The organism is Acinetobacter sp. ANC 4805 (assembly GCF_022549495.1).
Taxonomy (GTDB): Bacteria; Pseudomonadota; Gammaproteobacteria; order Pseudomonadales; family Moraxellaceae; genus Acinetobacter.
The window spans coordinates 1-24,814 of record NZ_JAKZGD010000013.1 but is presented as its reverse complement, the minus strand read 5'-3'; the positions used below and the strand labels follow the sequence as shown (position 1 = coordinate 24,814).

Sequence of the window (24,814 nt, the reverse complement as noted above, 5' to 3'; positions counted from 1 at the left end):
ATCTGAAAATAAGCGAGAAAGCCATAAATTAAATATGGTTTTAGAGGAGTTGATTTTGAATAACGATCGTCGAATTCCATCATTGACCCCCTGTGCGGGACGTTGTTCAACGGTATTTGGTGATTTAGTTTGTCGTGGTTGTCGCCGTTTCAATCATGAAGTGATTCAATGGAATACTTATACTCCAGAGCAAAGACTCATGGTGTGGAAGCGTTTAGATGCGCAACTGAACCAAATTTTGGTGCCTTTGCTACCTCACGCCAATCTTCAACATATTGAAGGTTTTATTCATAGCAAACATGTCCGTATATTAGACACGGCAAGTACTGGACGTAAGCTTTATCATGCTTTGAAAATTTGTGAAAAGAATAAACATTTGGCACATGAAAGTGGATTGGGAATCAAAGATGCCGAAGTTAAGCCAATTTGGAGTGAGTTTGAGCGTCGTGTACTTGCCTTAGCGAAGGCAAGTTATGAGTTAGCGTGGCTACGTGCCGATGGAATTAGCACAACTTTATTGCGTGCTTTAGAGGAAGATGAAATCTAAAACGATTTTTTCTTGATACTGAGCCAATAAATAATGAGTTCAGCAATTAATAAATTGATTGTCCAGCCTAACCATGCTTCGAGCTGATAGATGTGGATTGGTGTAAGCCAATCCCAATACGGTTGGATTTGGTAAAGCGCAAGCTTCCATGTTCTTAAACTTAATGCAGATAACGCTAAAGCAAAGCTCCGAATCATCCAGTTACGGTGTTTAAGCCATTTTTTTTCAAGAGCATAATAAAGTGCAAATAGGGTACTTGTTCCCCAAAATGAACCAAGAATCACAAAGCAAGTTTGTGTACTAAGACCGCCATTTGCAGAAAAGGCTAGAATAAAACCGCTAGGCAAAGCTAGACCTAATGTTGCAACAATATAAAGCCAGCCTGCACGGCGATGTAAACGAGGTGTGTTTCTGCGAATTGAAGGTGAGAATTGGGTAAAACCTGCCAATAATACCAAACTACTGGTGATGACATGGATCTGAAAAGCGAAGCGCCACGGTTGCGTGTTGACCACATCCTGTTTTAAAACTAAAAAATTAGTGCTATCCGACCATGGGAAATAGTTGAGGCAAATTTCCAACATTAACCAACACAGATAGCCAAATATCAACATGATGATCAATTGAGAGAATTGATTGAGCATTTTCCACATAAATATTGATCACTGTTATGATGTAGGATGAAAATAATCTGAATAATGTCTTTTACATGAGAATAGAGAAATGAATCCGTTTAAACAATTATTAATCGTCGCCAGTACCTTCGTGAGTAGTACCTTGAGTTTTGCACAAATTCCTCAAGTGGCAGCTACATGGACAGGTTTATATAACGATGAGCAAAAAATTTCTTTGTTTATGCAGCAAAAAGGCAGTGATATTACAGGCTATAGTCTGTTAAATGGCAAGCAGACCAATTTTAAAGGGAAAATTCAGCAAACTGACTTGAACCACACTTTGACTTTAAATGAAATTGGACAGGGTGCAAGTGTTGGTCGGTTTATTTTAGAATATAAGGGTAATACTTCGCCGATTGAAGCTCAGTGGTTGCCTACAACGAAAACGGTGAAACCGAAATTTTTTAGTTTAAATGCACAGCAATGTAAATATGCAAAAGGGCAAGGTGAATTTCCTGATGCTTCGGTGCGTTTGTTGAAAGATGCTGATTTACAAGTGCCTCTAGGGCAGTTGCAATATATGCGTAATGAAATTTATGCACGTCATGGTTATGCTTTTCAGAACAAAAATTGGGCAACTACATTTTCGCAATATGATTGGTATATGCCTTGCTATACCAATGTGGATACACGTCTAACTCAAATTGAGAAAGAAAATGTGAAGCGACTTAAAATGGTTGAGCCGTATGCAAAAGAAGTTGATTGGGGGCGTTAATTGGTGTTGATCAGTAAAATGTACCAATAAAAAAAAGCTGCCAAGAGGCAGCTTTTTTCACATCAATTTTACGAAGAAAATTAACGTTGGATGTCGCGTTTAGCCGAGCCTGTGTAAAGCTGACGTGGACGACCGATCTTGTATGGACCGCTGTGCATTTCTAACCAGTGGCTGATCCAACCAACTGTACGTGCAAGCGCGAAGATCACAGTAAACATTTCTGTTGGGATACCAATCGCTTTTAAGATGATACCTGAGTAGAAGTCTACGTTTGGATACAAGTTACGTTTGATGAAGTATTCATCAGAAAGCGCAATTCTTTCAAGTTCCATTGCAAGTGCAAGTTGTGGATCTTGGATGCCTAACGCTTCAAGTACTTCGTCACAAGTTTGTTTCATGACTTTCGCACGTGGGTCGAAGTTTTTGTACACACGGTGACCGAAGCCCATGAGTTTAACTTCTTTGCGTTTTACTTTTTCCATGAATTCAGCAACGTTTTCTACGCTACCAATTTCATCTAACATTTTAAGTACAGCTTCGTTTGCACCACCGTGAGCAGGTCCCCAAAGCGCAGAGATACCAGCAGAGATACATGCATACGGGTTCGCACCAGTAGAACCAGCAAGACGAACTGTAGAAGTAGACGCATTTTGCTCGTGATCAGCATGAAGCGTAAAGATACGATCCATTGCACGTGCAAGAACAGGATTTACTTTATAATCACGATCAGCAGGAGTAGCAAACATCATGTGCAAGAAGTTTTCTGCGTAACCTAAGTCATTACGTGGGTAAATGAATGGTTGACCTACAGTGTACTTGTAGCTCCACGCTGCAAGCGTAGGAATTTTCGCGATTAAACGAATTGCAGTAATTTCACGGTGGTTAACGTCTTCAATGTCTAAACCGTTGTGATAAAACGCAGATAATGCACCAACTACACCAACCATTATAGCCATAGGGTGAGCATCACGACGGAAACCGTTGAAGAAACGGCTTACTTGGTCATGAACCATAGTGTGGTTACGAACTTTAGCATCAAATTCTGCTTTCTGTTCAGCATTTGGAAGCTCGCCATTTAATAGTAAGTAGCAAGTTTCTAAATAGTCTGCTTGAGTCGCTAATTGATCAATCGGATAGCCACGGTGTAATAATACACCTTTGTCACCATCAATGAATGTGATCTTAGATTCGCAAGCAGCCGTCGCCATAAAACCAGGATCGAAAGTAAAATGACCAGATGCCAATACATCTTTAACGTCAATTACATCTGGGCCCAATGTACCGCTGTAAATTGGTAATTCAATTTCTTTGCCATCAAGCTGTAATACGGCTTTTTTGCCAGTTGCTGCAGACATTCAATAGATCTCCTGTCCTGGTGAATGATTATCTGACTCGAAATCCTAATCTTGTCATGTGCGAATCAGACGGTGTCAAAATTTGCTATAAGATTAGTGGCTACTAAAATTTTGTCAATTATACTTAGGGATAAAAAATAACGTTATTGCAGTCAATTGGTCATTCAGTATCAAAGAAAAAATTGAGTAAAATCACAGCATCGGTCGAGTATAATATGTCAAATCAGGTTTAAGGTGCATAAAAAAAATGAAGCATCAGTACAATTGTAAGTAAATTTTTACGCTGGCAATATTTTGGTGCTTAAAAAATAAATACTTAGCTTGGTTTAAAAGCCTATATATCTCATGGTTTAGAATTAAATATTGATTCAAAAAAGAGCATTTAGAGTTTGTTTTTTATTTTATTAATGTTTCATTATGGTGCGATTAATTGTATAAAAAATAGCTCATTTATTTTGTGGAATGGTATGCAAGAACAGATTATTGATTATTGATATTTAATATATAAATGAGGGGTATTATTTCTACCTATATTTATAATTGGTAAATTTAAGGCATTTTTGTCACTTAAAAGCGGGTTTTGTGAAATAAATTGGAAATAATTTAAACAGGTGAGTCCGCATGGTAAAAAAAATGAAAACAGTTTTTATTGTTTTATAACAGTTAGATAGGTATTTTTTTAGAGGTGGAGTGGTTTGATTGTTTTGGTTGGTTTATGTTAATGATTCTTATTCCAATGCCTTTTCGACTAAAGCGAAAACTGATTGTTTGTATTTTGATATTTCACGTTTTATAATTCGGTGTCGTTATATAGGTTGGGCATGCATTGTGCTTGCCTAACAATGCCAGCTTTCCTTTGAATTAATTCAAACAAACTCCGGATGGAGTTTCTACCTACAGGATGCCCGCTGTGAAAAGCAACAGACCTGTCAATTTGTCCATGGGTCAGGTGTTAGCGGTAAATTTACGCTCACCCGTGGCTATTGCATCAATTCTACACCGTCTATCAGGTGTAATCGTTTTCGTATTAGTCGCTGTTCTTTTATGGATTTTGGATAAATCTTTATCTTCACCAGAAGGATTTGACTACGTTAAAAATGTCGTTTTTGGAAATATCTGTGTACGTTTCATCGTCTGGGTATTTGTAGCTGGCCTGATTTTTCACTTTATTGCAGGGATTAAGCATTTACTTGCTGACCTTGGTTTTGCTGAGGAACTTCAAAGTGGTCGTATTGCAGCTACTATTTCATTGATCTTGTCTGCGATTGGTATTCTCGCGGCATTCGTATGGATTATGTTCTGATGAAAAGTGCTACAGGTTTAACAGGTTCAGGTTCTCGCGATTGGTATATCCAGCGCGTCAGTGCTGTAGTTCTGGCTGCATACACTGTTGTAATGTTTGGTTGGATCCTTTGCAATAGCGGATTCGGTTACGAACAGTGGGCTGGTTTTATGCTGACTTTACCAATGAAGATTTTCTCTTTGTTGGCGGTATTGTCGCTAGTTGCCCATGCTTGGATTGGTATGTGGCAAGTCTTTACTGATTATGTAACGACTCGTCAAATGGGGCCTTCGGCTTCAGGTTTACGCCTTGTATTGACTTCTGCTGTCATTATTTCAGTGTTTGTGTACGCAATCTGGGGTATCCAGATTTTCTGGGCAAATTGATAGGAATAGAACATGGCGATTATCTCTAAAGAAAATTATTCGAATATTCAGACCTTATCATTTGACGCTGTGATCGTTGGTGGTGGTGGTTCTGGTATGCGTGCTTCTTACCAACTTGCTCAAGCTGGTTTAAAAGTTGCTGTATTGACCAAAGTATTCCCAACACGTTCGCACACAGTTGCTGCCCAGGGTGGTATCGGTGCGTCGTTAGGTAACATGCAAGAAGATAACTGGCATTATCACTTCTATGACACGGTTAAAGGTTCTGACTGGTTAGGCGATCAGGACGCAATCGAGTTTATGACCCGTGAAGCGCCAAAAGTTGTTTATGAGCTTGAACACTTAGGTATGCCGTTTGACCGTAACGAAGATGGTACGATTTATCAACGTCCATTTGGTGGTCACTCAGCAAACTATGGTGAAAAAGCAGTTCCACGTGCGTGTGCTGCTGCTGACCGTACAGGTCATGCGCTACTTCATACTTTGTATCAAAGCAACGTAAAAATGGGTACTCAGTTTTACGTTGAATGGATTGCTTTGGACTTGATCCGTAACGAAGCGGGTGATGTGCTTGGTGTGACCGCAATTGACCAAGAAACAGGTAATATTGCAGTATTCCAAGCAAAAGCGACTCTATTTGCTACAGGTGGTGCGGGTCGTGTTTACCGTGCATCTACCAATGCGTATATCAATACGGGTGATGGTCTTGGTATGGCTGCTCGTGCAGGTATTCCATTACAAGATATGGAATTCTGGCAATTCCACCCAACGGGTGTTGCAGGCGCAGGCGTATTGTTAACTGAAGGTTGTCGTGGTGAAGGTGGTATCCTTCGTAACAAAGACGGCGAACCATTCATGGAACGTTATGCACCAACTTTAAAAGACTTGGCACCACGTGACTTCGTATCACGTTCAATGGACCAAGAAATTAAAGAAGGTCGTGGTTGTGGTCCTAAAGCAGATTATATCTTGTTAGATATGACGCATTTGGGTGCTGAAACGATTATGAAACGTCTACCATCTGTATTTGAGATTGGTAAGAAGTTTGCAAACGTTGACTGTACGAAAGAGCCAATTCCAGTTGTACCAACAATCCATTATCAAATGGGTGGTATTCCAACGAATATTCATGGTCAAGTGGTTGTACCACATGGTGTGGAAGAGGGTGAATTCTCTGCACATTATGATAAAGAGACGAAAGAATATACCTATAAAGGTACGCGTGATTACGTAAAACCTGTGAAAGGTTTCTATGCAATTGGTGAATGTTCTTGTGTATCTGTACATGGTGCAAACCGTTTAGGTACTAACTCATTGCTTGACCTTGTAGTATTTGGTAAAGCTGCTGGTGAACACATCATTGATTACGTGACTAAACATCACGGTGATGATTACCAACCGCTTCCAACTGATGTATTAGCAAATACTTTAGGGCGTATTCGTAAGTTAGATGATTCAACTACGGGTGAGAATGCACAAGAAGTTGCTGATGTAATCCGTGACATCGTACAGGATCACGCAGGTGTATTCCGTACTCAAGCATTGCTTGACAAAGGTGTAAAAGAAATTCTTGCGATTGAACCACGTGTTCGTAACATTCATTTAAAAGACAAATCTAAAGTATTTAACACGGCACGTGTTGAAGCATTAGAAGTTGAAAACTTATATGAAGTTGCGAAGGCGACTTTGATTTCTGCTGCTGCACGTAAAGAATGTCGTGGTGCGCATACCGTTGTTGACTATGAGTTAGCACCTGATCACCCGACTTATTCTTACGGTCGCCGTGATGATGAGTGGATGAAACATACATTATGGTATTCATCAGACAACCGTCTTGAATATAAGCCAGTACGTTTTAGCCCATTAACGGTTGAAGCAATTGAACCTAAACCACGTACATTCTAATCGGGAGAACAAAGATGAGTAGAGGCACTCGTACATTCGAAATCTACCGCTATGATCCTGATAAGGATAAAGCGCCGTACATGCAAACTTTTAAACTTGAGTTAACTGACAAGCATCGTATGTTGCTTGATGCGTTACTTGCGTTGAAAGTGCAAGATGAATCATTAACATTCCGTCGCTCTTGCCGTGAAGGTATTTGTGGTTCGGATGGTGTGAACATCAATGGTAAAAATGGTTTAGCGTGCTTGTGGAACTTGAACGATTTACCAGAGAAGATTGTGATCCGTCCTTTACCTGGTTTGCCAGTGGTAAAAGATTTGGTTGTAGACATGAACCAGTTCTACGATCAATATGACAAGATTCAACCGTTCTTGATTAACAATCAACCGGCGCCAGCGAAAGAACGTTTACAGTCTCAAGCAGAACGTGAACATTTAGATGGCCTGTATGAATGTATTCTGTGTGCATGTTGTTCAACTTCATGCCCATCATTCTGGTGGAACCCTGATAAGTTCCTTGGGCCATCTGCATTGTTAAATGCATACCGCTTTATCATCGATTCTCGTGATACGGCAACACAAGATCGTTTGGCTCGTTTAGATGATCCATTCTCTTTGTTCCGTTGTAAAGGGATCATGAACTGTGTATCTGTATGTCCTAAAGGGTTAAACCCAACCAAGGCAATTGGTCACATTCGTAATATGTTGTTAGATCAAGCTGGTTAATACAGTTTTCTAACTCTGAACGGGAATTTCGAAAGAGATTCCCGTTTTTGTTTTTTGGTAATTTTGAGTTCGATACACTAGGGTTTGTTGATATTTCACCAATGATCATCTAACTGTTGAAAATACATTTTTGTGGGTGAAATGTTTATTGGTTTTATAAATAAGTTAAATTATTTAAATAAATGAAAAAATGGAGTGGTCTGTTTTTAAGCACTCTGCATAGTCTTTGTGCAAAAAATGTAGCGAATCTTTAACTTTGGTCGATAAGGGTGCAACTATCATAAAAAGGGCGGTATAGTAGAATATAATTTAAAGTGTGTATTTCGCTGCTTTATAGATGGTATGTGTCAAAAAAATCAATTTGAGTATGAGAACATGTTAGGATTTCTGCCACAGCCAAAAGTAAAAAATAAGCATATTCTTGATGTTATATGATCATAATATCTCAAAAAGATATGCAAACGGTTTAGGAAAAAGTCAATTTAGAAAAGTTAATCGTTGAGTTAATTTTTCTAAAATGATTTGCAAAAAATTGCTCGATTTCATCGAGTATAAGGATGAGTTATGTGCTTTGAATTGAAAGTGCATGGCTCATTTATTACATCAAAAGGAATACTCCTGATGTGTAGTGATAATGTCTCAAGGTTGGATGATCTTGAGTAGTAGTGTCATGTTACCAATTTGATACTATGAATCATGGGTCTGCTTAAAAAGCAACCTGTATTATTTTTTGCAATAGGAAATGGGTCCAAAAATGCAAGAAGTTGCTGGCGCGCTGCGTCTTGACACTGAACTTTCCGCTGATAGTGCGGCATATATTGAAGAGCTTTACGAACAGTATCTAACTTCTCCAACCTCAGTGTCAGAGGATTGGCGTGAATATTTCGATAAATATCCTAAAGGTGATCAACCACATAGTAATGTGCGCGAGCAATTCCTCCTCTTAGGTCGTAATTCAAACCGAGTTCAACCTGTCGTACAAAGCGCTGTAAGTACAGAGCATGAGCGTCGCCAAATTGGTGTCTTACAACTCATTGCTGCTTATCGTAACCGTGGCCATCAAAAAGCTAAACTCGATCCATTAGGTCTCGCGAAACGTGAAGAAGTTCCAGACCTTGATTTATCTGCACATAGTTTAACGAAATCTGACCTTGATACTGTATTTAATACAGGTAATCTCGCGATTGGAAAAGCAGAAGCAACATTGTCTGAAATGATTGAAGCAATGGAAGCAATTTACTGCTCTTCAATTGGTGCAGAATATATGCATATCGTTGACACGAAAGAAAAACGTTGGATTCAACAGCGTTTGGAAAGTGTGCGCGGTAAATTTAATTTTACGAGTGATCAGAAAAAAGGTTTCTTGGAGCGTTTAACTGCTGCTGAAGGCTTAGAAAAGTATCTTGGTAATAAATTCGTTGGTGCGAAACGTTTTGGTGTAGAAGGCGGTGAGTCTTTTATCCCAATGATGAACGAAATTATCCAACGTGCAGGAAGTGTCGGTTGTAAAGAAGTTGTGATTGGTATGCCACACCGTGGTCGTCTCAACCTTCTTGTCAACATTATGGGTAAAAACCCTGCTGATCTTTTTGGTGAGTTCGAAGGAAAGAGTCTGCATAAAAAAGGCTCTGGTGACGTTAAATATCACCAAGGTTTTTCTTCAAATGTCATGACAACAGGTGGCGAAGTTCACTTGGCATTAGCATTTAACCCATCGCACTTAGAAATCGTTGGTCCAGTGGTTGAAGGTTCAGTCCGCGCGCGTCAAGTTCGTCGTAAAGACATTGGCGGTGATGATGTACTTCCTGTCATTGTTCATGGTGATGCTGCATTTGCTGGTCAAGGTGTAAACCAAGAAACCTTCCAAATGTCACAAACGCGTGGTTATACCGTTGGTGGTACAGTTCATATTGTCATCAATAACCAAGTGGGCTTCACAACATCTGATCCACGTGACACACGCTCTACAGAATACTGTACTGACGTTGCGAAAATGATCCAATCACCAATTTTCCATGTCAATGGTGATGATCCTGAAGCTGTGATTTTTGTAACGCAGCTTGCACATGATTTCCGTCATACTTTCCGTAAAGACGTGATCTTAGATTTGTTCTGTTACCGTCGTCGTGGTCATAATGAAGCGGATGAGCCATCAGCAACTCAGCCTTTGATGTATCAAGTGATCAACAAGAAAGCGACAACGCGTACCTTGTATGCAGATCAATTGGTTCAAGAAAAAGTACTTGACCGTGCTAGTGCAGATGCAATGGTAGAAGGTTATCGTTCTGATTTAGAAGCAGGTAATCACGTTGCAAATGCTTTGGTGACTGAACCAAACAAAAAGATGTTTGTGGATTGGACACCATACTTAGGTCATGAATATACCGATATTTGGGATACGACTGTTGATATCGAACGTTTGAAAGAACTTGGTAAAACGATGAATACATTACCAGAAGGTTTTGTATTACAGCGTCAAGTTCAAAAAGTGATCGATGATCGCGTTAAAATGCAAACGGGTGAAATGCCACTTAACTGGGGTGCAGCTGAAACTTTAGCTTATGCAACTTTGCTTGATGATGGTTTCCTAGTCCGTATCACAGGTGAAGACGTGGGTCGTGGTACGTTCTCACATCGTCATGCTAAATTGCACAACCAAGTTGATGGTTCTGTTTATATTCCACTTTGCCACATTAAAGAAAATCAACCACGTACTGCGGTCTATGATTCTTTATTGTCAGAAGAAGCAGTGCTTGCATTTGAATATGGTTATTCAACTACTTTGCCGAAAAGCTTAATTGTTTGGGAAGCGCAATTTGGTGACTTTGCAAACTGTGCGCAAGTCGTGATTGACCAATTCATCGCTTCGGGTGAAACCAAGTGGGAGCGTGTTTGTGGTCTCACTATGTTGTTACCACATGGTTATGAAGGCCAAGGTCCAGAACACTCATCTGCTCGTTTAGAACGTTTCTTACAGCTATGTGCTGAAGACAATATGCAAGTGATGACACCTACGACGCCTGCACAAATTTTCCATGCGTTGCGTCGTCAAGCGGTTCGTCCGATTCGTAAGCCAATGATCGTAATGTCACCAAAATCGTTATTACGTCATAAACTTGCAACTTCAAGCTTAGATGAATTAGCAAACGGTTCATTCCAAACTGTGATCGATGAAATTGATCAAATTAACAAAGCTGATGTAACTCGCTTAGTGCTTTGTGGTGGTAAGGTTTATTATGATTTACTCGAAAAACGTCGTGAGCTTGGTTTAAACCATATTGCGATCGTTCGTATCGAACAATTGTATCCGTACCCAGAACAACGCTTAGCTGAAGTTATGGCGGCTTATCCAAACATTCAAGAACTTGTTTGGACACAAGAAGAACCGAAAAACCAAGGTGCTTGGTTATTCCTTGTTCCTCGTTTATATGAAGACGTTCTTAAAACTGGTAAACAAATTCGTATTAGCTATGCTGGTCGTGAAGCATCAGCCGCACCTGCTTGTGGCTCACCGTACTTGCATGCAAAACAACAAGCTCAGCTCGTCAATGACGCACTTGCAATTGAAGCTGAACAATCAGGAGATTCTAAATAATGGCAACCGAAATTAAAGCACCGGTATTTCCAGAGTCAGTTGCTGACGGTACGATTGCAACTTGGCATAAGAAAGTAGGTGAGCCTGTATCACGTGATGAAGTGATCTGTGACATTGAAACCGATAAAGTTGTTTTAGAAGTGGTTGCTCCTGCTGATGGTAGCTTAGTTGCAATCATCAAAGGTGAAGGCGATACCGTTCTTTCTGACGAAGTGATTGCTCAATTCGAAACGGGTACTGTTTCTGCGGCTCCTGAAGCTGCTGCACCAGCCGCGGCTGCTCCTGTTGCAACTGCACCAGTCGCTGCTGCATCAACTCAAGCAGTTGATCAAAACCAAGCACCTGCGGTTCGTAAAGCATTGTCTGAAACTGGTATCAATGCTGCTGACGTACAAGGTACAGGTCGTGGTGGTCGTATCACTAAAGAAGATGTTGCAACTCACCAAACCAAACCAGCTGCTGCATCAGTTCAACCATTAAGCGTTGCTGTCGGTGAGCGTATTGAGAAACGTGTTCCAATGACACGTTTACGTAAGCGTGTTGCTGAGCGTTTATTGGCAGCTACACAACAGACTGCAATGTTAACAACGTTCAACGAAGTTAACATGAAGCCAATCATGGAAATGCGTAAGCAATATAAAGATGCTTTCGAAAAACGTCATGGTGCGCGTTTAGGCTTTATGTCTTTCTTCGTTAAAGCGGCAACTGAAGCATTAAAACGCTATCCAGCTGTAAACGCATCTATTGATGGTGATGATATTGTTTATCACGGTTTCTATGACATCGGTGTAGCAGTTTCTTCTGACCGTGGTTTAGTTGTACCAATTCTTCGTGATACAGATCGTATGAACTACGCTGAAGTTGAAAACGGTATTGGGGCTTATGCTGCTAAAGCGCGTGAAGGTAAATTGTCGATTGAAGAAATGTCTGGCGGTACGTTCACGATTACTAATGGTGGTACTTTCGGTTCATTGTTATCTACACCGATTTTAAATACACCACAAACGGCAATTTTGGGTATGCACAAAATCCAAGAGCGCCCTATGGCAGTAAATGGTCAAGTTGAAATCTTGCCAATGATGTATTTAGCGCTTTCTTATGACCATCGTTTAATTGATGGTAAAGAAGCTGTAGGTTTCTTGGTAACAATCAAAGAATTGTTAGAAGAACCAGCTAAACTTATTCTTGACCTATAACTTATTATTTAAGAATCCCCCTAAATCCCCCTTTATAAAAGGGGGGATTTCACGAGTCATATACATTTTAAGATTTGTGGAAATTCCTCGTCTTTTTCAAAGAAAGGTTAGGGGGATTAATTGGAGATAAAAATGTCTCAACAGTTTGATCTTGTTGTTATTGGCGGTGGACCAGGTGGTTATGAAGCGGCGATTCGTGCAGCTCAACTTGGTTTCAAAGTCGCTTGTATCGAAAAACGTATTCACAATGGTAAACCATCTTTAGGCGGAACTTGCTTAAACGTAGGTTGTATCCCATCTAAAGCATTGCTTGACTCTTCTCACCGTTATGAAGCAACGGTTCATGATCTTGCTGAACACGGGATCACGACAGGTGAAGTTAAATTTGATTTAGACACTTTGTTGGCACGTAAAGACAAAGTTGTAGATCAATTGACGGGTGGTGTTGCTCAATTACTGAAAGGTAATGGTATCGAGTGGTTACAAGGTACTGGTAAATTACTTGCAGGTAAAAAAGTAGAATTCACGCCGTTTGAAGGTGATGTACAGGTTTTAGAACCAAAGTACGTCATCCTTGCGACTGGTTCTGTACCTGTAAATATTCCAGTAGCACCTGTTGATGAAGACTTAATTGTTGATTCTACTGGCGCATTGAAATTCCCAGAAGTTCCTAAACGTCTTGGTGTGATTGGTGCAGGCGTTATCGGTTTAGAACTTGGTTCGGTATGGCGTCGTCTTGGTTCAGAAGTTGTTGTGTTTGAAGCATTAGATGCATTCTTACCAATGGCAGACAAAGCATTGGCGAAGGAATATCAAAAAATCTTGAAGAAACAAGGTTTAGAGATCCGTATCGGTGCAAAAGTTTCTGGTAGTGAAATTAATGGTCGTGAAGTGACTGTTAAATACAACCAAGCTGGTGAAGACAAAGAACAAGTTTTTGATAAGTTAATCGTTTGTGTAGGCCGTAAAGCGTATGCAGAAGGTTTATTGGCAGAAGATTCTGGCATTAAATTGACTGAACGTGGTTTGGTTGATGTAAATGACCAATGTCAAACATCTGTAGAAGGTGTTTACGCAATTGGTGACTTAGTACGCGGTCCAATGCTTGCGCATAAAGCAATGGAAGAGGGCGTAATGGCTGTTGAACGTATTCACGGTCATGCTGCTCAAGTGAACTATGACACCATCATCAGCGTTATTTACACACACCCAGAAGCAGCTTGGGTTGGTTTAACTGAAGAACAAGCCGCTGAAAAAGGTCACGAAGTTAAAGCAGGTCAATTCCCATTTGCGGTGAATGGTCGTGCGTTGGCTGCTGGTGATACTGCTGGTTTTGTGAAATTCGTTGCTGATGCGAAAACAGATCGTCTTTTAGGCATGCACGTTGTAGGTCCTAATGCATCTGATATCGTACACCAAGGTATGATCGCACTTGAGTTTGTTTCTTCTGTTGAAGATTTACAATTGATGACTTTCGGTCATCCAACATTCTCAGAAGTTGTACATGAAGCAGCGCTTGCTGTTGATGGTCGTGCCATCCACGCGATTCAACGTAAACGTAAATAATAAAAAAATAAGTGTGGTTCGCCACACTTTTTAACTAATAATGGTTGATATAAGAACCATCATTTAATATAACTTATAACAGTCTATAATTAATAATATTTCTAGACTATATGAATGACACTATAAACAACATGGTAGGTAACTGAATGAACTTACATGAATATCAAGCTAAAACATTATTGAAAAAATATGGTATGCCAGTACAAGAAGGTATCTTGGCAACAAATGCAGATGAAGCAGTTGCTGCATTTGAACAGCTTGGTGGTAAATTTGCTGTAATGAAAGCACAGGTTCATGCTGGTGGTCGTGGTAAGGCTGGTGGTGTAAAAGTTGCAAAATCTAAAGAAGATGTTATCGAATTTGCAAACAATATTATTGGTACACGTCTTGTAACATATCAAACAGATGCAAATGGTCAGCCAGTAAATAGTATTATTGTTGCAGAAGATGTTTATCCCGTTGAGCGTGAGTTGTATTTAGGTGCAGTGGTAGATCGTTCTAGTCGTCGTATTACGTTCATGGCTTCTACCGAAGGTGGTGTAGAAATTGAAAAAGTTGCAGAAGAAACACCTGAAAAAATTATTAAAGTTGAAGTTGATCCGTTAGTTGGTTTACAACCGTTCCAAGCTCGTGAAGTTGCATTTGCATTAGCATTAAAAGATAAACAAATTGGTCAATTTGTGAAAATCATGACGGCTGCTTATGACGCTTTCGTCGAAAATGATTTTGCCTTATTTGAAATTAACCCACTTTCTGTTCGTGAGAATGGCGAAATCTTATGTGTTGATGCCAAAGTAGGGATCGACTCGAATGCGCTATACCGTTTACCTGAAGTTGCAGCGTTACGTGATAAATCTCAAGAGAACGAGCGTGAATTAAAAGCATCTGAATTTGACCTTAACTATGTTGCTTTAGAAGGTAACATTGGTTGTATGGTGAATGGTGCGGGTCTTGCAATGGCAACCATGGACATCATTAAACTTTATGGTGGTCAGCCTGCAAACTTCCTAGATGTTGGTGGCGGTGCAACCAAAGAGCGTGTAATTGAAGCGTTCAAAATCATCCTTGCGGATACGTCTGTACAAGGTGTTTTAATCAATATCTTCGGTGGTATTGTACGTTGTGACATGATTGCTGAAGCAATTATTGCAGCGGTTCAAGAAGTAAACGTTACTGTACCAGTTGTTGTTCGTTTAGAAGGGAACAATGCTGAATTAGGTGCGAAGTTACTTGATGAATCTGGTTTGAAATTAATTTCTGCGAATGGTTTATCTGATGCCGCAGAAAAAGTTGTAGCTGCAGTGAAAGCGTAAGGAGTATCAATCATGAGCGTATTAATTAATAAAGACACTAAAGTATTGGTACAAGGTTTTACTGGTAAAAACGGTACTTTCCACTCTGCACAAGCTTTAGACTACGGTACTAAAGTTGTTGGTGGTGTGACTCCAGGTAAGGGTGGCACGACTCATCTTGAACTGCCTGTATTCAACACGATGAAAGATGCTGTTCGTGAAACACATGCTGATGCAACTGTGATCTACGTACCAGCTCCATTTGTTTTAGATTCAATCATTGAAGCGGTTGATTCTGGTGTTAGCTTAATTGTTGTGATCACTGAAGGTGTTCCAACTATCGACATGCTGAAAGCAAAACGCTACTTAGAAACCAACGGGAATGGTACGCGTTTAGTTGGTCCTAACTGCCCAGGCGTAATCACGCCAGGTGAATGTAAGATTGGTATTATGCCGGGTCACATCCACCAACCGGGTCGTATTGGGATTATCTCACGTTCAGGTACTTTGACTTATGAAGCAGTTGCTCAAACAACGAAGCTTGGTTTAGGTCAGTCGACTTGTATCGGTATTGGTGGTGACCCAATTCCGGGTATGAACCAAATCGAAGCGCTACAATTGTTCCAAGACGATCCAGATACTGATGCTATCATCATGATCGGTGAGATCGGTGGTACAGCAGAAGAAGAAGCTGCTGAATTTATCAAATCTAACGTGACTAAGCCTGTCGTAGGTTACATCGCTGGTGTAACTGCGCCGAAAGGTAAGCGTATGGGTCATGCAGGTGCGATCATTTCTGGTGGTCAAGGTACTGCTGAAGAGAAATTCGCTGCATTTGAACGTGCGGGAATGGCTTATACGCGTAGCCCAGCTGAACTTGGTTCTACTATGTTGCAAGTTTTAAAAGAGAAAGGTTTAGCGTAGTACGTTAGATTTTAATCTTAAAAACCCTGATGGAAACATTGGGGTTTTTTTGTTGGGAGATTATTGGCATATCGCTGTGTTGAGTAATACTTGTTATGAATTAAAATGTTATATTGTCGCAACTTAAAAGATCATGAGTTTGATCTTCCAATTTATGATGATGATTTAACTGTTACGGCTATAGAGGGATAAAGGAATGCGTGGTAGTTGCTAAAAATGACTCTTACTCCAATTTATTGAGCAACAGTGGAAAGAGGAAAATGGGAAGATACGTCATTTGGAAATAGAGTGGTGGGTAAATTGTGAATTTATTATATCAAGCAGATTTTTTGAACCAAATTGTTCAAGAGATTGCATATGTAGCTCCCAAAAATTGGGAAAGAATAGTCTATTACACAGAAAGATTAGAAAATAAAGATATTGGAATAAGAAATAAGTCTACGGCTGAATGTTGGATTGGTCGAGAGATGAAACCTTATAATAATTCAAAAGTTGCTCCATTAAGGGGTTCTATGGAATTATTTGATGCAATCAATAATTTGTATAAAGAATCTAAACGCTCTGGAAATGTTTGGTGTGGTTTGCTTATAGCTATTAATAATAATGGCAAATATTCTAGTAAGTTTTATTATGAAGGTACACATTTACTAGATGGAAATGATGCTGAATTAGATAAAAGATTAGCAGAAATAACTCCTTAAAATATTTGCCTCATTGTACCGTTTCATATATGGAGCAAAACAACTAGCCCAACAATAAATAAATTTTTGATGAAAAAAAGAGCCTTATTACTAAGACTCTTTATAGATCAACAATGTTTATTCAGCTTTTGGTTTTAACCCTTGCGTTAAACCATTGATATCTCCACCTTGTAGGCCAAGTTCATTCATTAAGCTATCAATGAGTGGTGCTTGTGAACGATAGCGTAGGGCGCTATTCACTACTTGATCAGACAAAGACGTTTGACCATTTTCAGTGCCATCACTACCGACAGTACCGCCACCTGCAAAGTTACTTAAACCATTAACCTGTAAAATCTTGATGTCATCAATATTTTCCATTGGTTTAACGCTTTCACGAATGATCTCTGGTAAATGTTTAAGCAATGCCAAGCGAACTTGCATTTCAACCTGTTCAGCAGAAAGAGTATTGGCGGCTTCATTCACTGCACGAGCACCTTCCGCATCAACCTGATATTGTTTCTCTAAAGCTTGGGCAAGCAAGATTTTTGCATCCGCCTCACCTTTCGCTTTTAAGCGGATTTTTTCAGCATCCGCTTCGGCAGCGATACGTACAGCTTCTGCTTCATCGGCAGCGGCTTTTTTACCTGCCTCTGCAGCAACGGTAATCGCAATTGCCTCTTTCTCAGCAGTTTGTTTAGCAGCAACCAGTTCAACCGCTTTTTGACGTTCGGCACGTTGAGTTTCGCGTACAGTCACAACTTCTTCTTCTGCTTTTACTGCTTCTGCACGTGCTTTGTCGGCTTGTGCTTTGGCTTCTGATTCTGCACGAGATTTTTCAGCAATCGCAATGGCACGATCTTGCTCAGCCAGCTCAATGGTTTTCTTTTGTTCAACTTGTGCTTTCTGAATCAATTGGGCTTTTAAAATATTTTCATTTTCTACATCACGAGCAGAGGCGATGCGTTTGATTTCAACTTCACGTTCCGCAGCAATGCGTGCTTCTTCAGCTTCACGTTTTTTACCTGCTTCTTGCGATGCGATTTCAGCAGTTTGTTCTGCTTTACGAATTGAAATCTCACGCTCTTGTTGTAACTTGGCATATTCTTCTTCACGAGAGATTTCTAAACGTGCGCGCTCAGCTTGTAAGTTTTTTGCACGAATCGCCAAGTCAGCATCTTGTTCAATGTCGTTACGTTTTTTACGACGATCTTCAATGGTTTCAGTGAGTTTGGTTAAGCCTTCCGCATCAAAGGCATTTTGAGGGTTAAAGAATTTAAAACTCGTTTGGTCTAAACCTGTCAAAGAAACAGTTTCAAGTTCTAAACCATTTTTAGATAAGTCTTCTGATACGACTTGTTGAACTTTTTGAACAAAATCAACACGTTTCTCATGCAGTTCTTCCATTGCCATTTCGGCAGCAACGGCACGTAAAGAGTCGACGAACTTACCTTCAACCAAATCTTTGAGTTCTGGTGGAGACATGGTTTTACGCCCAAGCGTTTGGGCTGCTGTGGCAATTGACTCAGCAATCGGCTTTACACGAACATAAAACTCAGCCATGACATCGACACGCATACGATCACGTGTAATCAAGGCTTGATCGGCTGCACGTTTGACTTCTAAACGTAAGGTATTCATGTTTACTGGAATAATTTCATGTAAAACAGGGAGGACAATTGCCCCACCATTTAAAATCACTTTTTCGCCACCAAAGCCTGTTCGTACAAAAGAAACTTCTTTACTTGAACGTGTGTATAGGCGGGCAATGACAACACCAATAAAAACAAGCGCTGCAAAAATAATACCTGTAATAATTAAAATTTCAGTCAATGCTGAATTCAACATTTAAAGTCCCTCATATCATAAATATATAAAAATTAAGTGGTAATCGCTTGGAATCCAATTTTGGTTCTTTGCGTTAAAATCACATCTTGTCCTTGATGGAAAACAATATCTAGCTCTGGCTCAACCAAAACATAATGGGTTTGACCAAATTGATCTTTGACTTTGGCTTGGGCAGGAGAGTTTGGTTTTGCTTCTCCTAAAATGATTTGTGCAGTGCGACCAAGCAGATCATCACTGTGGATTGCTGTGGTTTCATCTTTTGGAATAATTTTAGCAATCAGGGCTGCACTCGCCCTCACCATCGGCATACATAGAAATAAGCAAATAGGTGAAATAATCCATGCGGATAAATAATGTTCAGTGAGATGAAAAAAAATATCCTGAACAATTAGCCCAGTAAGTGCATAAATCGTTAAAAAAATAATTAACCAAATAAGCAGAGGAACTTTCCCTAGGTACAACCATTCTAGGAATTGCGTGAAAGATCCATCAGTGTGTTCAATAGACACATCAGCATGATCAACATCTATGAGGCTATCTGGCAAGAACTGGTCAATAAAACTAGAACTTCCACCAAGTAATAATAAAATTAATTCAAGCACACCAATAAATAGACATAATGCTAAGGAAATGCCAAAAACAATATTCGATGGATGTGTTAATAAATCCCATATCATGATTATCTACTCTTATATATTTTAGAGATAATTTAAGAAAATTTTTATAAAAATAAATTAGTTATCAGATTAAATCTAAGTTGGCTTAATTTCAACCTAAATCGCTCATATTCTTTTAGACAAAAAAAACGCAATGATTGGGGTAGTCATTGCGTTGAACTACGAATCTGTAAAAACAGTTTCGGTTAAAAGGAGAAATGTCATGAGATTAGTGTTTTCTAATCTACTTCGCCATAATATAAAAAAGTATGACGAAGTTCATGGGTATTCCTGTAATGTACTGTTAATAGATGTTAATAAGTGACAAAAAATGTTAGTTTTACGATGGGTTTTAAAAGTTCTTAAATTGAACTCAAATCAAATACTTAAATAAAAAAAGCCTAATAAATAGGCTTTTTAATGTAAAAGTAACGTAAATTAGAATTTAAATAAGCCTAAACCCGCTTTTACTTCATCCAATGTCTGTTGGGTAATATCGCGACATTTATCTGTGCCGTGTTTTAAAATATCCATAATGTAGTCAGGATCTTTTTCTAATTCGGCTCTACGCTCACGAATTGGAGTGATGAGTTCTTTAAGCACACCTTCTAAACGTTTTTTCACCGTGCCATCGCCTAAACCACCACGACGATAGTGCGCTTTTAATTCCTCAACTTCTTCTTTGTTCGTATCGAAAGCATCGAGATAGGTAAATACAATATTGCCTTCAACTTGACCTGGATCTTCAATGCGCAAGTGATTTGGATCGGTATACATGGCATTGACTGCTTTTTTAATGTCTTTATCAGAAGCATTCAGCACAATAGTATTGCCTAAAGATTTAGACATTTTTGCTTTACCATCGAAACCAGGTAAGCGTCCCATATTTGATAATAAGGCTTTGCATTCTGGCAATAAGTCATGACCGATTTGACGGTTAATACGACGCACGATTTCATTGGTTTGTTCGATCATTGGGATTTGATCTTCACCAACAGGTACTACAGTTGCTTTAAATGCCGTGATATCTGCGGCTTGAGCAACGGGATAGCATAAAAATCCTGCTGGAATATCTCGTTCAAAACCACGCATTTGAATTTCAGATTTAATCGTTGGATTACGCTCTAAACGTGCAACAGTCACGAAGTTTAGATATAGCATTGTGAGTTCATTGAGTGCAGGCAAACATGACTGTACACAAATCGTGGTTTTTGTTGGATCAATACCAACCGCTAAATAATCTAATGCAACTTGAAGAATATTATTGCGAACTTTATCTGGATTATCGGCATTATCTGTAAGTGCTTGAGCATCAGCGAGCAAGAGATGTTGATGGTGGCTGTCTTGTAAACCTACACGAGAACGCAATGAACCAACAAAATGCCCAAGGTGAAGTTGTCCAGTAGGGCGGTCGCCCGTCAAAATAATTGGACGTTGATCAATATTACTCATGATATGTTCCAAAATTTAATCATTTAATGAATATACAATGCGCTATATTGTACGGCATATTGTTATGATTCGGGTAAACCTAATAAAACGTGCCTACAAAAAATAATCAAAGAAATTTCTGTTTTTGAATATAAAAAATACTTAAATGCACCTTACAATACGCCGATAAATACAAACTAGGAAATAAAAATGGCGAGTGGTTTATTATTATTACTCGATGATATCGCAACGATTTTAGATGATGTTGCGGTCATGAGTAAAATGGCAGCCAAAAAAACCGCAGGGGTATTGGGTGATGATTTAGCACTGAATGCCCAGCAGGTTAGTGGCGTTCGTGCAGATCGAGAGCTCTCCGTTGTTTGGAGTGTTGCCAAAGGTTCTTTTGTTAATAAATTAATTTTGGTTCCATTAGCACTACTGATCAGTGTAGTTGCACCTTGGTTAATTAACCCATTGCTTATGATTGGTGGTTTATTTTTATGTTATGAAGGCGTGGAAAAAGTTGTACACATGCTACATCATAAAAAAGCGAAAACTGCTGAAGAAGCTAGCGCAAGTTTGCAACAAATTGAAATTGATTTAGACAAGTTCGAAAAAGAAAAAATCAAAGGTGCGATTCGTACTGATTTTATTTTGTCTGCTGAAATTGTGGTGATTTCATTGGGTACTGTTGCTACAGCAGCGTTTATGACCAAAGTATCTGTATTAAGTGTGATTGCCATAGCGATGACGATTGGTGTTTATGGTTTTGTTGCAATGATTGTGAAAATTGATGATTTAGGCTTATATTTAACACAACAAGCATCTGAATTTAAAAATAGAGTTGGTCGCGCTTTACTTGCATTTGCTCCAGTGCTGATGAAAACATTATCAATTGTTGGAACAATTGCTATGTTCTTGGTCGGTGGTGGAATTATTTCGCATACCATCCCTTTCTTACATCATTTTACAGAAGAAACAGTTGATCATTTAGAGTTAATCCCAAGTTTTGGTTCAATTATTGGTGCATTGACTCCGACATTACTGAATTTAGGAATTGGTTTTATTGCAGGTGCAATCGTGTTAATGATTGTTATGTTGATTCAGAAAGTGTGGTCAAAAGCATCTGCTTAATTCAAAAATTGTCATCATCATAATGATATGAGGTAGCTATGCGTTGGAAAGGTCGTCGTGTCAGTACCAATGTTGAAGATCGTCGTGGTGGTGGCGGAGCAAAAGCAGGTGGTATTAGCATTTTAGGTTTAGTTGTGGCTTTTATTGCATGGAAATTCTTTGGCGTTGATCCACAACAGGCCTATCAAGCAACTCAAGCGGTCACTAGTGCGCAATCTTCACAGCAAGGTACTGCACCACAAAATTTAACGGCTGAGCAGAAAGAGGCGAGTGATTTTGTTGGAACTATTCTTGCTGATACCGAGGATACGTGGACACCGATTTTCCAACAACTGGGTGTGACTTATAAAGCACCGCATTTGGTTTTATTTAGTGGTGTCGTTAAATCAGGGTGTGGCACAGCACAAGCAGCGATGGGACCATTTTATTGCCCAGCAGATCAGAAAATTTATATTGATACAGCTTTCTTTCAAGAGATGCGTCAGCAAATGGGTATTTCAGGTGAGCAGAATCAAACTGAACTTGCTCGTCAAGATCAAGCTGGAGATTTTGCTCAAGCTTATGTGATTGCCCATGAAGTCGGACATCATGTTCAAAATTTATTGGGCATTTCTGGTCAAATTCAACAAGCCAGATCAAAATCTAGTCAAAAACAAGGAAATCAGCTGTCTGTCCGTTTGGAATTACAAGCAGATTGTTTTGCTGGTGTTTGGGCACATCAAAATCAGCAGCGCACCCAATTTTTAGAGCAAGGAGATATTGTGGAAGCGATGGATGCTGCGGAGAAAATTGGCGATGATTACTTACAACGCCGAGCTACAGGGCAAGTTGTACCAGATAGCTTTACACATGGTAGTAGTGAACAGCGCATGCATTGGTTTGAATCAGGTTTAAAATCGGGTGATATCAATCAATGTGATACTTTTAAATAAAAGTGATTGATATTTATCCTTGATTTTTATACGGAAGATATACGAATGACAAGAAAAAATAACGTAAAATTATTTGGTCTATACTGAACTGAGGATGATGAGTCTATTATTACTGTATCTCAATCATTTATTGCTCAATAACGATAAATGAATTGCCGTATAGATGTTTATTTTCCATTCAACTATAGAATCATTCACGCATAAATTTTATGAATACTAAATTTTAGTAAAGTAATTTATTGAGAGTAAACAAGATGTTGTATGGGTAATTATTTTCTATTACAGGCACTCACCGTAATTTTTGCATTATCCATTGCAACCACCATTTTTAATAAACGGATTTTAGGATTTCCTCAAGCAATTGGTGTTCCAATTGTATCTGCAATTTTTGTTTTTATTTTGCAGTGGGGCGCGAGTTTATTAAATAGTAATGAATTTGTGACGATTAATATTCATAATATTGAAGCTGCAGTACGTGAAATAGATTTTTATGATTTTTTAATTAATGGTGTTATTTGCTTTATTTTAACTTCATCGGCATTAAAATTTAAAATTTCAGATTTACGTAATTATTGGAAGCCAATCAGTATATTGGCGACGATTGCATTGGTATTATGTGCTGGTTTTTATGCAGGAATATTGTATTTATTCCAATGGGCTGTAGGTTATCCTGTTCCAATTTCTGTTTTATTATTATTAGGTGCAGCTTTAGGGGCAACAGATCCGATTGGAATTAAAGGTGTATTAAGTTCTATTCGGGCACCGCATCATCTGATTGTAAAACTTGAGGGTGAATCCTTATTTAATGATGCGATGTGTATTGCCTTATTTATGACTTTATTGAAAGTTTTACAAGGTGAACACTTTTCATTAGTGGCAACAGTTGAAACATTATTATATGAAATTTTTGTTGCGGTCATTATTGGTTTTGCTTTCGGTTTTGGTATTTTGCGTTTGTTACGTGGTAAGCATGAGATGGAGTCGTTAATTTTAACGACAGCATTGCTTGCTAGTGGTTCGTATTTAGTTGCCTTATTTGCACATGCTTCTGCACCAATTGCTTGTGTGATTGGTGGTTTAATTGTGGGTAATAAATGGCAAGAAATCCGTGAACAACGAGAAATTCGTGAGGTCAATCATTTCTGGCATACAGTAGAAGGAATTATTAATTCATTTCTTTTCACATTGATTGGTTTAGAGCTTTTTATTCTAGATTTAAGTATAAATTTGATTATTGGCGGGATTATTTCCTTCTTGATTCTTCATCTATCTAGATTTGCAGCAAACTTTTCAGCTTTTGCCTTATTTCCGTCATTTCGTAATAAAAGCTACAACGGAAGCTTAACTATTTTGTCATGGGGAGGTGTTCGTGGTGGAATTTCACTGGCATTGATCTTAGCCGTTGCAAACATTCCTGAGTTGAATGCATATAGTAGCATTCTGATTGGATATACATTCATTACTGTGCTGTTATCTGGTGTTGTATGTGGCTTGGGGCTGCCAGCAGTGATGAATACTTTTTATTATAACCCTGATGAGCAAAAAGAAGGGTTTAAGGGGTTTTATCAACAGCTGTGTAATAAGATGAATCGACGAGGTTTTAAGTACATTGTTGGTGAGGATGCATTCGGTAAAGAAACCATAACAATCTATAATCCTGAGATTCTATTAGATAAAAAATCTGATGATGGTGTAGCAACTGTACATCATCCTAATAAACGAGAAGAAGTACGACGTTTGGAAAATCCTGATAATTTTTAGATTTTTATTTTGTTTAATTGGTATAAAGATTTTGATGTTAATCAAGTTGTTTTCTTTCTATTGATTAGGGATTTTGAAAATAACTATTAAGCCATCCTAAAAAATATTTAATTTCTAATAGATCTCTTGCGAAAGTAAGAAATGTTTTATACTGATCAGATGAGATATGAAAATTTAACACGATTTAATGATAAGGAATTCAAACGATTA

20 protein-coding genes are annotated in these 24,814 nt (G+C 38.9%); 15 read left to right on the top strand and 5 right to left on the bottom strand.

All coding sequences use genetic code 11. The features are described from left to right. The first annotated feature begins 55 nt into the window (after window positions 1-55). Window positions 56-547, top strand: a complete 492-nt coding sequence (locus MMP60_RS14980) for a DUF1289 domain-containing protein (protein WP_241337138.1) — start codon at window positions 56-58, stop codon at window positions 545-547. On the opposite strand, the gene MMP60_RS14975 is transcribed toward MMP60_RS14980, so the two are convergent. Then, the gene (locus MMP60_RS14975; protein WP_241337137.1) at window positions 544-1,200 is read right to left on the bottom strand and encodes a DUF2306 domain-containing protein; all 657 of its coding nucleotides are present in this window, start codon (window positions 1,198-1,200) and stop codon (window positions 544-546) included. The genes MMP60_RS14980 and MMP60_RS14975 overlap by 4 nt on opposite strands. Window positions 1,201-1,270: 70 nt before the next feature. On the opposite strand from MMP60_RS14975, the gene MMP60_RS14970 reads away from it, so the two are divergent. Continuing rightward, complete coding sequence (locus MMP60_RS14970) at window positions 1,271-1,936, top strand: YARHG domain-containing protein (RefSeq protein ID WP_241337136.1); 666 nt, start codon at window positions 1,271-1,273, stop codon at window positions 1,934-1,936. 80 nt (window positions 1,937-2,016) lie between these two features. On the opposite strand, the gene gltA is transcribed toward MMP60_RS14970, so the two are convergent. Next, window positions 2,017-3,291 carry a citrate synthase gene (gene gltA, locus MMP60_RS14965; protein ID WP_241337135.1) on the bottom strand — a complete coding sequence of 425 codons (1,275 nt, stop codon included), beginning with the start codon at window positions 3,289-3,291 and terminating at the stop codon, window positions 2,017-2,019. 901 nt (window positions 3,292-4,192) lie between these two features. On the opposite strand from gltA, the gene sdhC reads away from it, so the two are divergent. The 10 genes from sdhC to MMP60_RS14910 all read left to right on the top strand — a co-directional run bounded on the left by sdhC (window position 4,193) and on the right by MMP60_RS14910 (window position 16,863). Next, entirely contained in the window at window positions 4,193-4,594 is a 402-nt protein-coding gene (sdhC, locus tag MMP60_RS14960) for a succinate dehydrogenase, cytochrome b556 subunit (RefSeq protein WP_241337134.1), read from the top strand. Next, the gene (sdhD, locus tag MMP60_RS14955) at window positions 4,594-4,959 is read left to right on the top strand and encodes a succinate dehydrogenase, hydrophobic membrane anchor protein (RefSeq protein ID WP_004908359.1); all 366 of its coding nucleotides are present in this window, start codon (window positions 4,594-4,596) and stop codon (window positions 4,957-4,959) included. The genes sdhC and sdhD overlap by 1 nt, the downstream gene beginning before the upstream one ends. A gap of 12 nt (window positions 4,960-4,971) precedes the next feature. Beyond that, a complete protein-coding gene (gene sdhA, locus MMP60_RS14950; RefSeq protein ID WP_241337133.1) occupies window positions 4,972-6,864 on the top strand; it encodes a succinate dehydrogenase flavoprotein subunit in 1,893 nt (630 codons plus the stop codon). A gap of 14 nt (window positions 6,865-6,878) precedes the next feature. Further along, window positions 6,879-7,589 (top strand): succinate dehydrogenase iron-sulfur subunit, encoded by a 711-nt coding sequence (locus tag MMP60_RS14945; RefSeq protein ID WP_023274479.1) that lies wholly within the window; start codon window positions 6,879-6,881, stop codon window positions 7,587-7,589. 754 nt (window positions 7,590-8,343) lie between these two features. After that, complete coding sequence (locus MMP60_RS14935) at window positions 8,344-11,184, top strand: 2-oxoglutarate dehydrogenase E1 component (RefSeq protein WP_241337132.1); 2,841 nt, start codon at window positions 8,344-8,346, stop codon at window positions 11,182-11,184. Beyond that, on the top strand, window positions 11,184-12,380 hold the full coding sequence (odhB, locus tag MMP60_RS14930; RefSeq protein ID WP_241337131.1) for a 2-oxoglutarate dehydrogenase complex dihydrolipoyllysine-residue succinyltransferase: 1,197 nt from the start codon (window positions 11,184-11,186) through the stop codon (window positions 12,378-12,380). The genes MMP60_RS14935 and odhB overlap by 1 nt, the downstream gene beginning before the upstream one ends. A 132-nt stretch (window positions 12,381-12,512) precedes the next feature. Next, on the top strand, window positions 12,513-13,946 hold the full coding sequence (gene lpdA, locus MMP60_RS14925; RefSeq protein WP_241337130.1) for a dihydrolipoyl dehydrogenase: 1,434 nt from the start codon (window positions 12,513-12,515) through the stop codon (window positions 13,944-13,946). 146 nt (window positions 13,947-14,092) lie between these two features. Next, window positions 14,093-15,259: an ADP-forming succinate--CoA ligase subunit beta gene (sucC, locus tag MMP60_RS14920; protein ID WP_018676968.1), complete on the top strand. Its 1,167-nt coding sequence runs from the start codon at window positions 14,093-14,095 to the stop codon at window positions 15,257-15,259. A gap of 12 nt (window positions 15,260-15,271) precedes the next feature. Then, on the top strand, window positions 15,272-16,162 hold the full coding sequence (gene sucD / locus MMP60_RS14915) for a succinate--CoA ligase subunit alpha (RefSeq protein WP_018676967.1): 891 nt from the start codon (window positions 15,272-15,274) through the stop codon (window positions 16,160-16,162). A 302-nt stretch (window positions 16,163-16,464) separates the two neighbouring features. Then, window positions 16,465-16,863 carry an immunity protein YezG family protein gene (locus MMP60_RS14910; RefSeq protein WP_241337129.1) on the top strand — a complete coding sequence of 133 codons (399 nt, stop codon included), beginning with the start codon at window positions 16,465-16,467 and terminating at the stop codon, window positions 16,861-16,863. A 117-nt stretch (window positions 16,864-16,980) separates the two neighbouring features. Here the strand turns inward: MMP60_RS14910 and MMP60_RS14905 are convergent, their stop codons facing one another. The 3 genes from MMP60_RS14905 to trpS form a co-directional block, all read right to left on the bottom strand. After that, on the bottom strand, window positions 16,981-18,690 hold the full coding sequence (locus MMP60_RS14905) for a flotillin family protein (protein WP_241337128.1): 1,710 nt from the start codon (window positions 18,688-18,690) through the stop codon (window positions 16,981-16,983). Between the two features lie 32 nt (window positions 18,691-18,722). After that, window positions 18,723-19,367 (bottom strand): YqiJ family protein, encoded by a 645-nt coding sequence (locus MMP60_RS14900; RefSeq protein WP_241337127.1) that lies wholly within the window; start codon window positions 19,365-19,367, stop codon window positions 18,723-18,725. 417 nt (window positions 19,368-19,784) lie between these two features. Further along, complete coding sequence (gene trpS, locus MMP60_RS14895) at window positions 19,785-20,798, bottom strand: tryptophan--tRNA ligase (RefSeq protein ID WP_018676945.1); 1,014 nt, start codon at window positions 20,796-20,798, stop codon at window positions 19,785-19,787. 189 nt (window positions 20,799-20,987) lie between these two features. Between trpS and MMP60_RS14890 the strand changes: the two genes are divergently transcribed. The 3 genes from MMP60_RS14890 to MMP60_RS14880 all read left to right on the top strand — a co-directional run bounded on the left by MMP60_RS14890 (window position 20,988) and on the right by MMP60_RS14880 (window position 24,604). Continuing rightward, window positions 20,988-21,911: a DUF808 domain-containing protein gene (locus MMP60_RS14890; protein ID WP_241337126.1), complete on the top strand. Its 924-nt coding sequence runs from the start codon at window positions 20,988-20,990 to the stop codon at window positions 21,909-21,911. A 38-nt stretch (window positions 21,912-21,949) separates the two neighbouring features. After that, window positions 21,950-22,843 carry a neutral zinc metallopeptidase gene (locus tag MMP60_RS14885; protein ID WP_241337125.1) on the top strand — a complete coding sequence of 298 codons (894 nt, stop codon included), beginning with the start codon at window positions 21,950-21,952 and terminating at the stop codon, window positions 22,841-22,843. 261 nt (window positions 22,844-23,104) lie between these two features. Beyond that, window positions 23,105-24,604 carry a cation:proton antiporter gene (locus tag MMP60_RS14880; protein WP_241337124.1) on the top strand — a complete coding sequence of 500 codons (1,500 nt, stop codon included), beginning with the start codon at window positions 23,105-23,107 and terminating at the stop codon, window positions 24,602-24,604. Window positions 24,605-24,814: the final 210 nt, after the last annotated feature.

What these genes read in the sequence shown, in the direction of transcription:
- MMP60_RS14975 (WP_241337137.1), bottom strand. Translation starts at nt 1,200, where the DNA reads ATGTGGAAAATGCTCAATCAATTCTCTCAATTGATCATCATGTTGATA.
- MMP60_RS14970 (WP_241337136.1), top strand. Translation starts at nt 1,271, where the DNA reads ATGAATCCGTTTAAACAATTATTAATCGTCGCCAGTACCTTCGTGAGT.
- gltA (WP_241337135.1), bottom strand. Translation starts at nt 3,291, where the DNA reads ATGTCTGCAGCAACTGGCAAAAAAGCCGTATTACAGCTTGATGGCAAA.
- sdhC (WP_241337134.1), top strand. Translation starts at nt 4,193, where the DNA reads ATGCCCGCTGTGAAAAGCAACAGACCTGTCAATTTGTCCATGGGTCAG.
- sdhD (WP_004908359.1), top strand. Translation starts at nt 4,594, where the DNA reads ATGAAAAGTGCTACAGGTTTAACAGGTTCAGGTTCTCGCGATTGGTAT.
- sdhA (WP_241337133.1), top strand. Translation starts at nt 4,972, where the DNA reads ATGGCGATTATCTCTAAAGAAAATTATTCGAATATTCAGACCTTATCA.
- MMP60_RS14945 (WP_023274479.1), top strand. Translation starts at nt 6,879, where the DNA reads ATGAGTAGAGGCACTCGTACATTCGAAATCTACCGCTATGATCCTGAT.
- MMP60_RS14935 (WP_241337132.1), top strand. Translation starts at nt 8,344, where the DNA reads ATGCAAGAAGTTGCTGGCGCGCTGCGTCTTGACACTGAACTTTCCGCT.
- odhB (WP_241337131.1), top strand. Translation starts at nt 11,184, where the DNA reads ATGGCAACCGAAATTAAAGCACCGGTATTTCCAGAGTCAGTTGCTGAC.
- lpdA (WP_241337130.1), top strand. Translation starts at nt 12,513, where the DNA reads ATGTCTCAACAGTTTGATCTTGTTGTTATTGGCGGTGGACCAGGTGGT.
- sucC (WP_018676968.1), top strand. Translation starts at nt 14,093, where the DNA reads ATGAACTTACATGAATATCAAGCTAAAACATTATTGAAAAAATATGGT.
- sucD (WP_018676967.1), top strand. Translation starts at nt 15,272, where the DNA reads ATGAGCGTATTAATTAATAAAGACACTAAAGTATTGGTACAAGGTTTT.
- MMP60_RS14905 (WP_241337128.1), bottom strand. Translation starts at nt 18,690, where the DNA reads ATGTTGAATTCAGCATTGACTGAAATTTTAATTATTACAGGTATTATT.
- MMP60_RS14900 (WP_241337127.1), bottom strand. Translation starts at nt 19,367, where the DNA reads ATGATATGGGATTTATTAACACATCCATCGAATATTGTTTTTGGCATT.
- trpS (WP_018676945.1), bottom strand. Translation starts at nt 20,798, where the DNA reads ATGAGTAATATTGATCAACGTCCAATTATTTTGACGGGCGACCGCCCT.
- MMP60_RS14890 (WP_241337126.1), top strand. Translation starts at nt 20,988, where the DNA reads ATGGCGAGTGGTTTATTATTATTACTCGATGATATCGCAACGATTTTA.
- MMP60_RS14885 (WP_241337125.1), top strand. Translation starts at nt 21,950, where the DNA reads ATGCGTTGGAAAGGTCGTCGTGTCAGTACCAATGTTGAAGATCGTCGT.
- MMP60_RS14880 (WP_241337124.1), top strand. Translation starts at nt 23,105, where the DNA reads ATGGGTAATTATTTTCTATTACAGGCACTCACCGTAATTTTTGCATTA.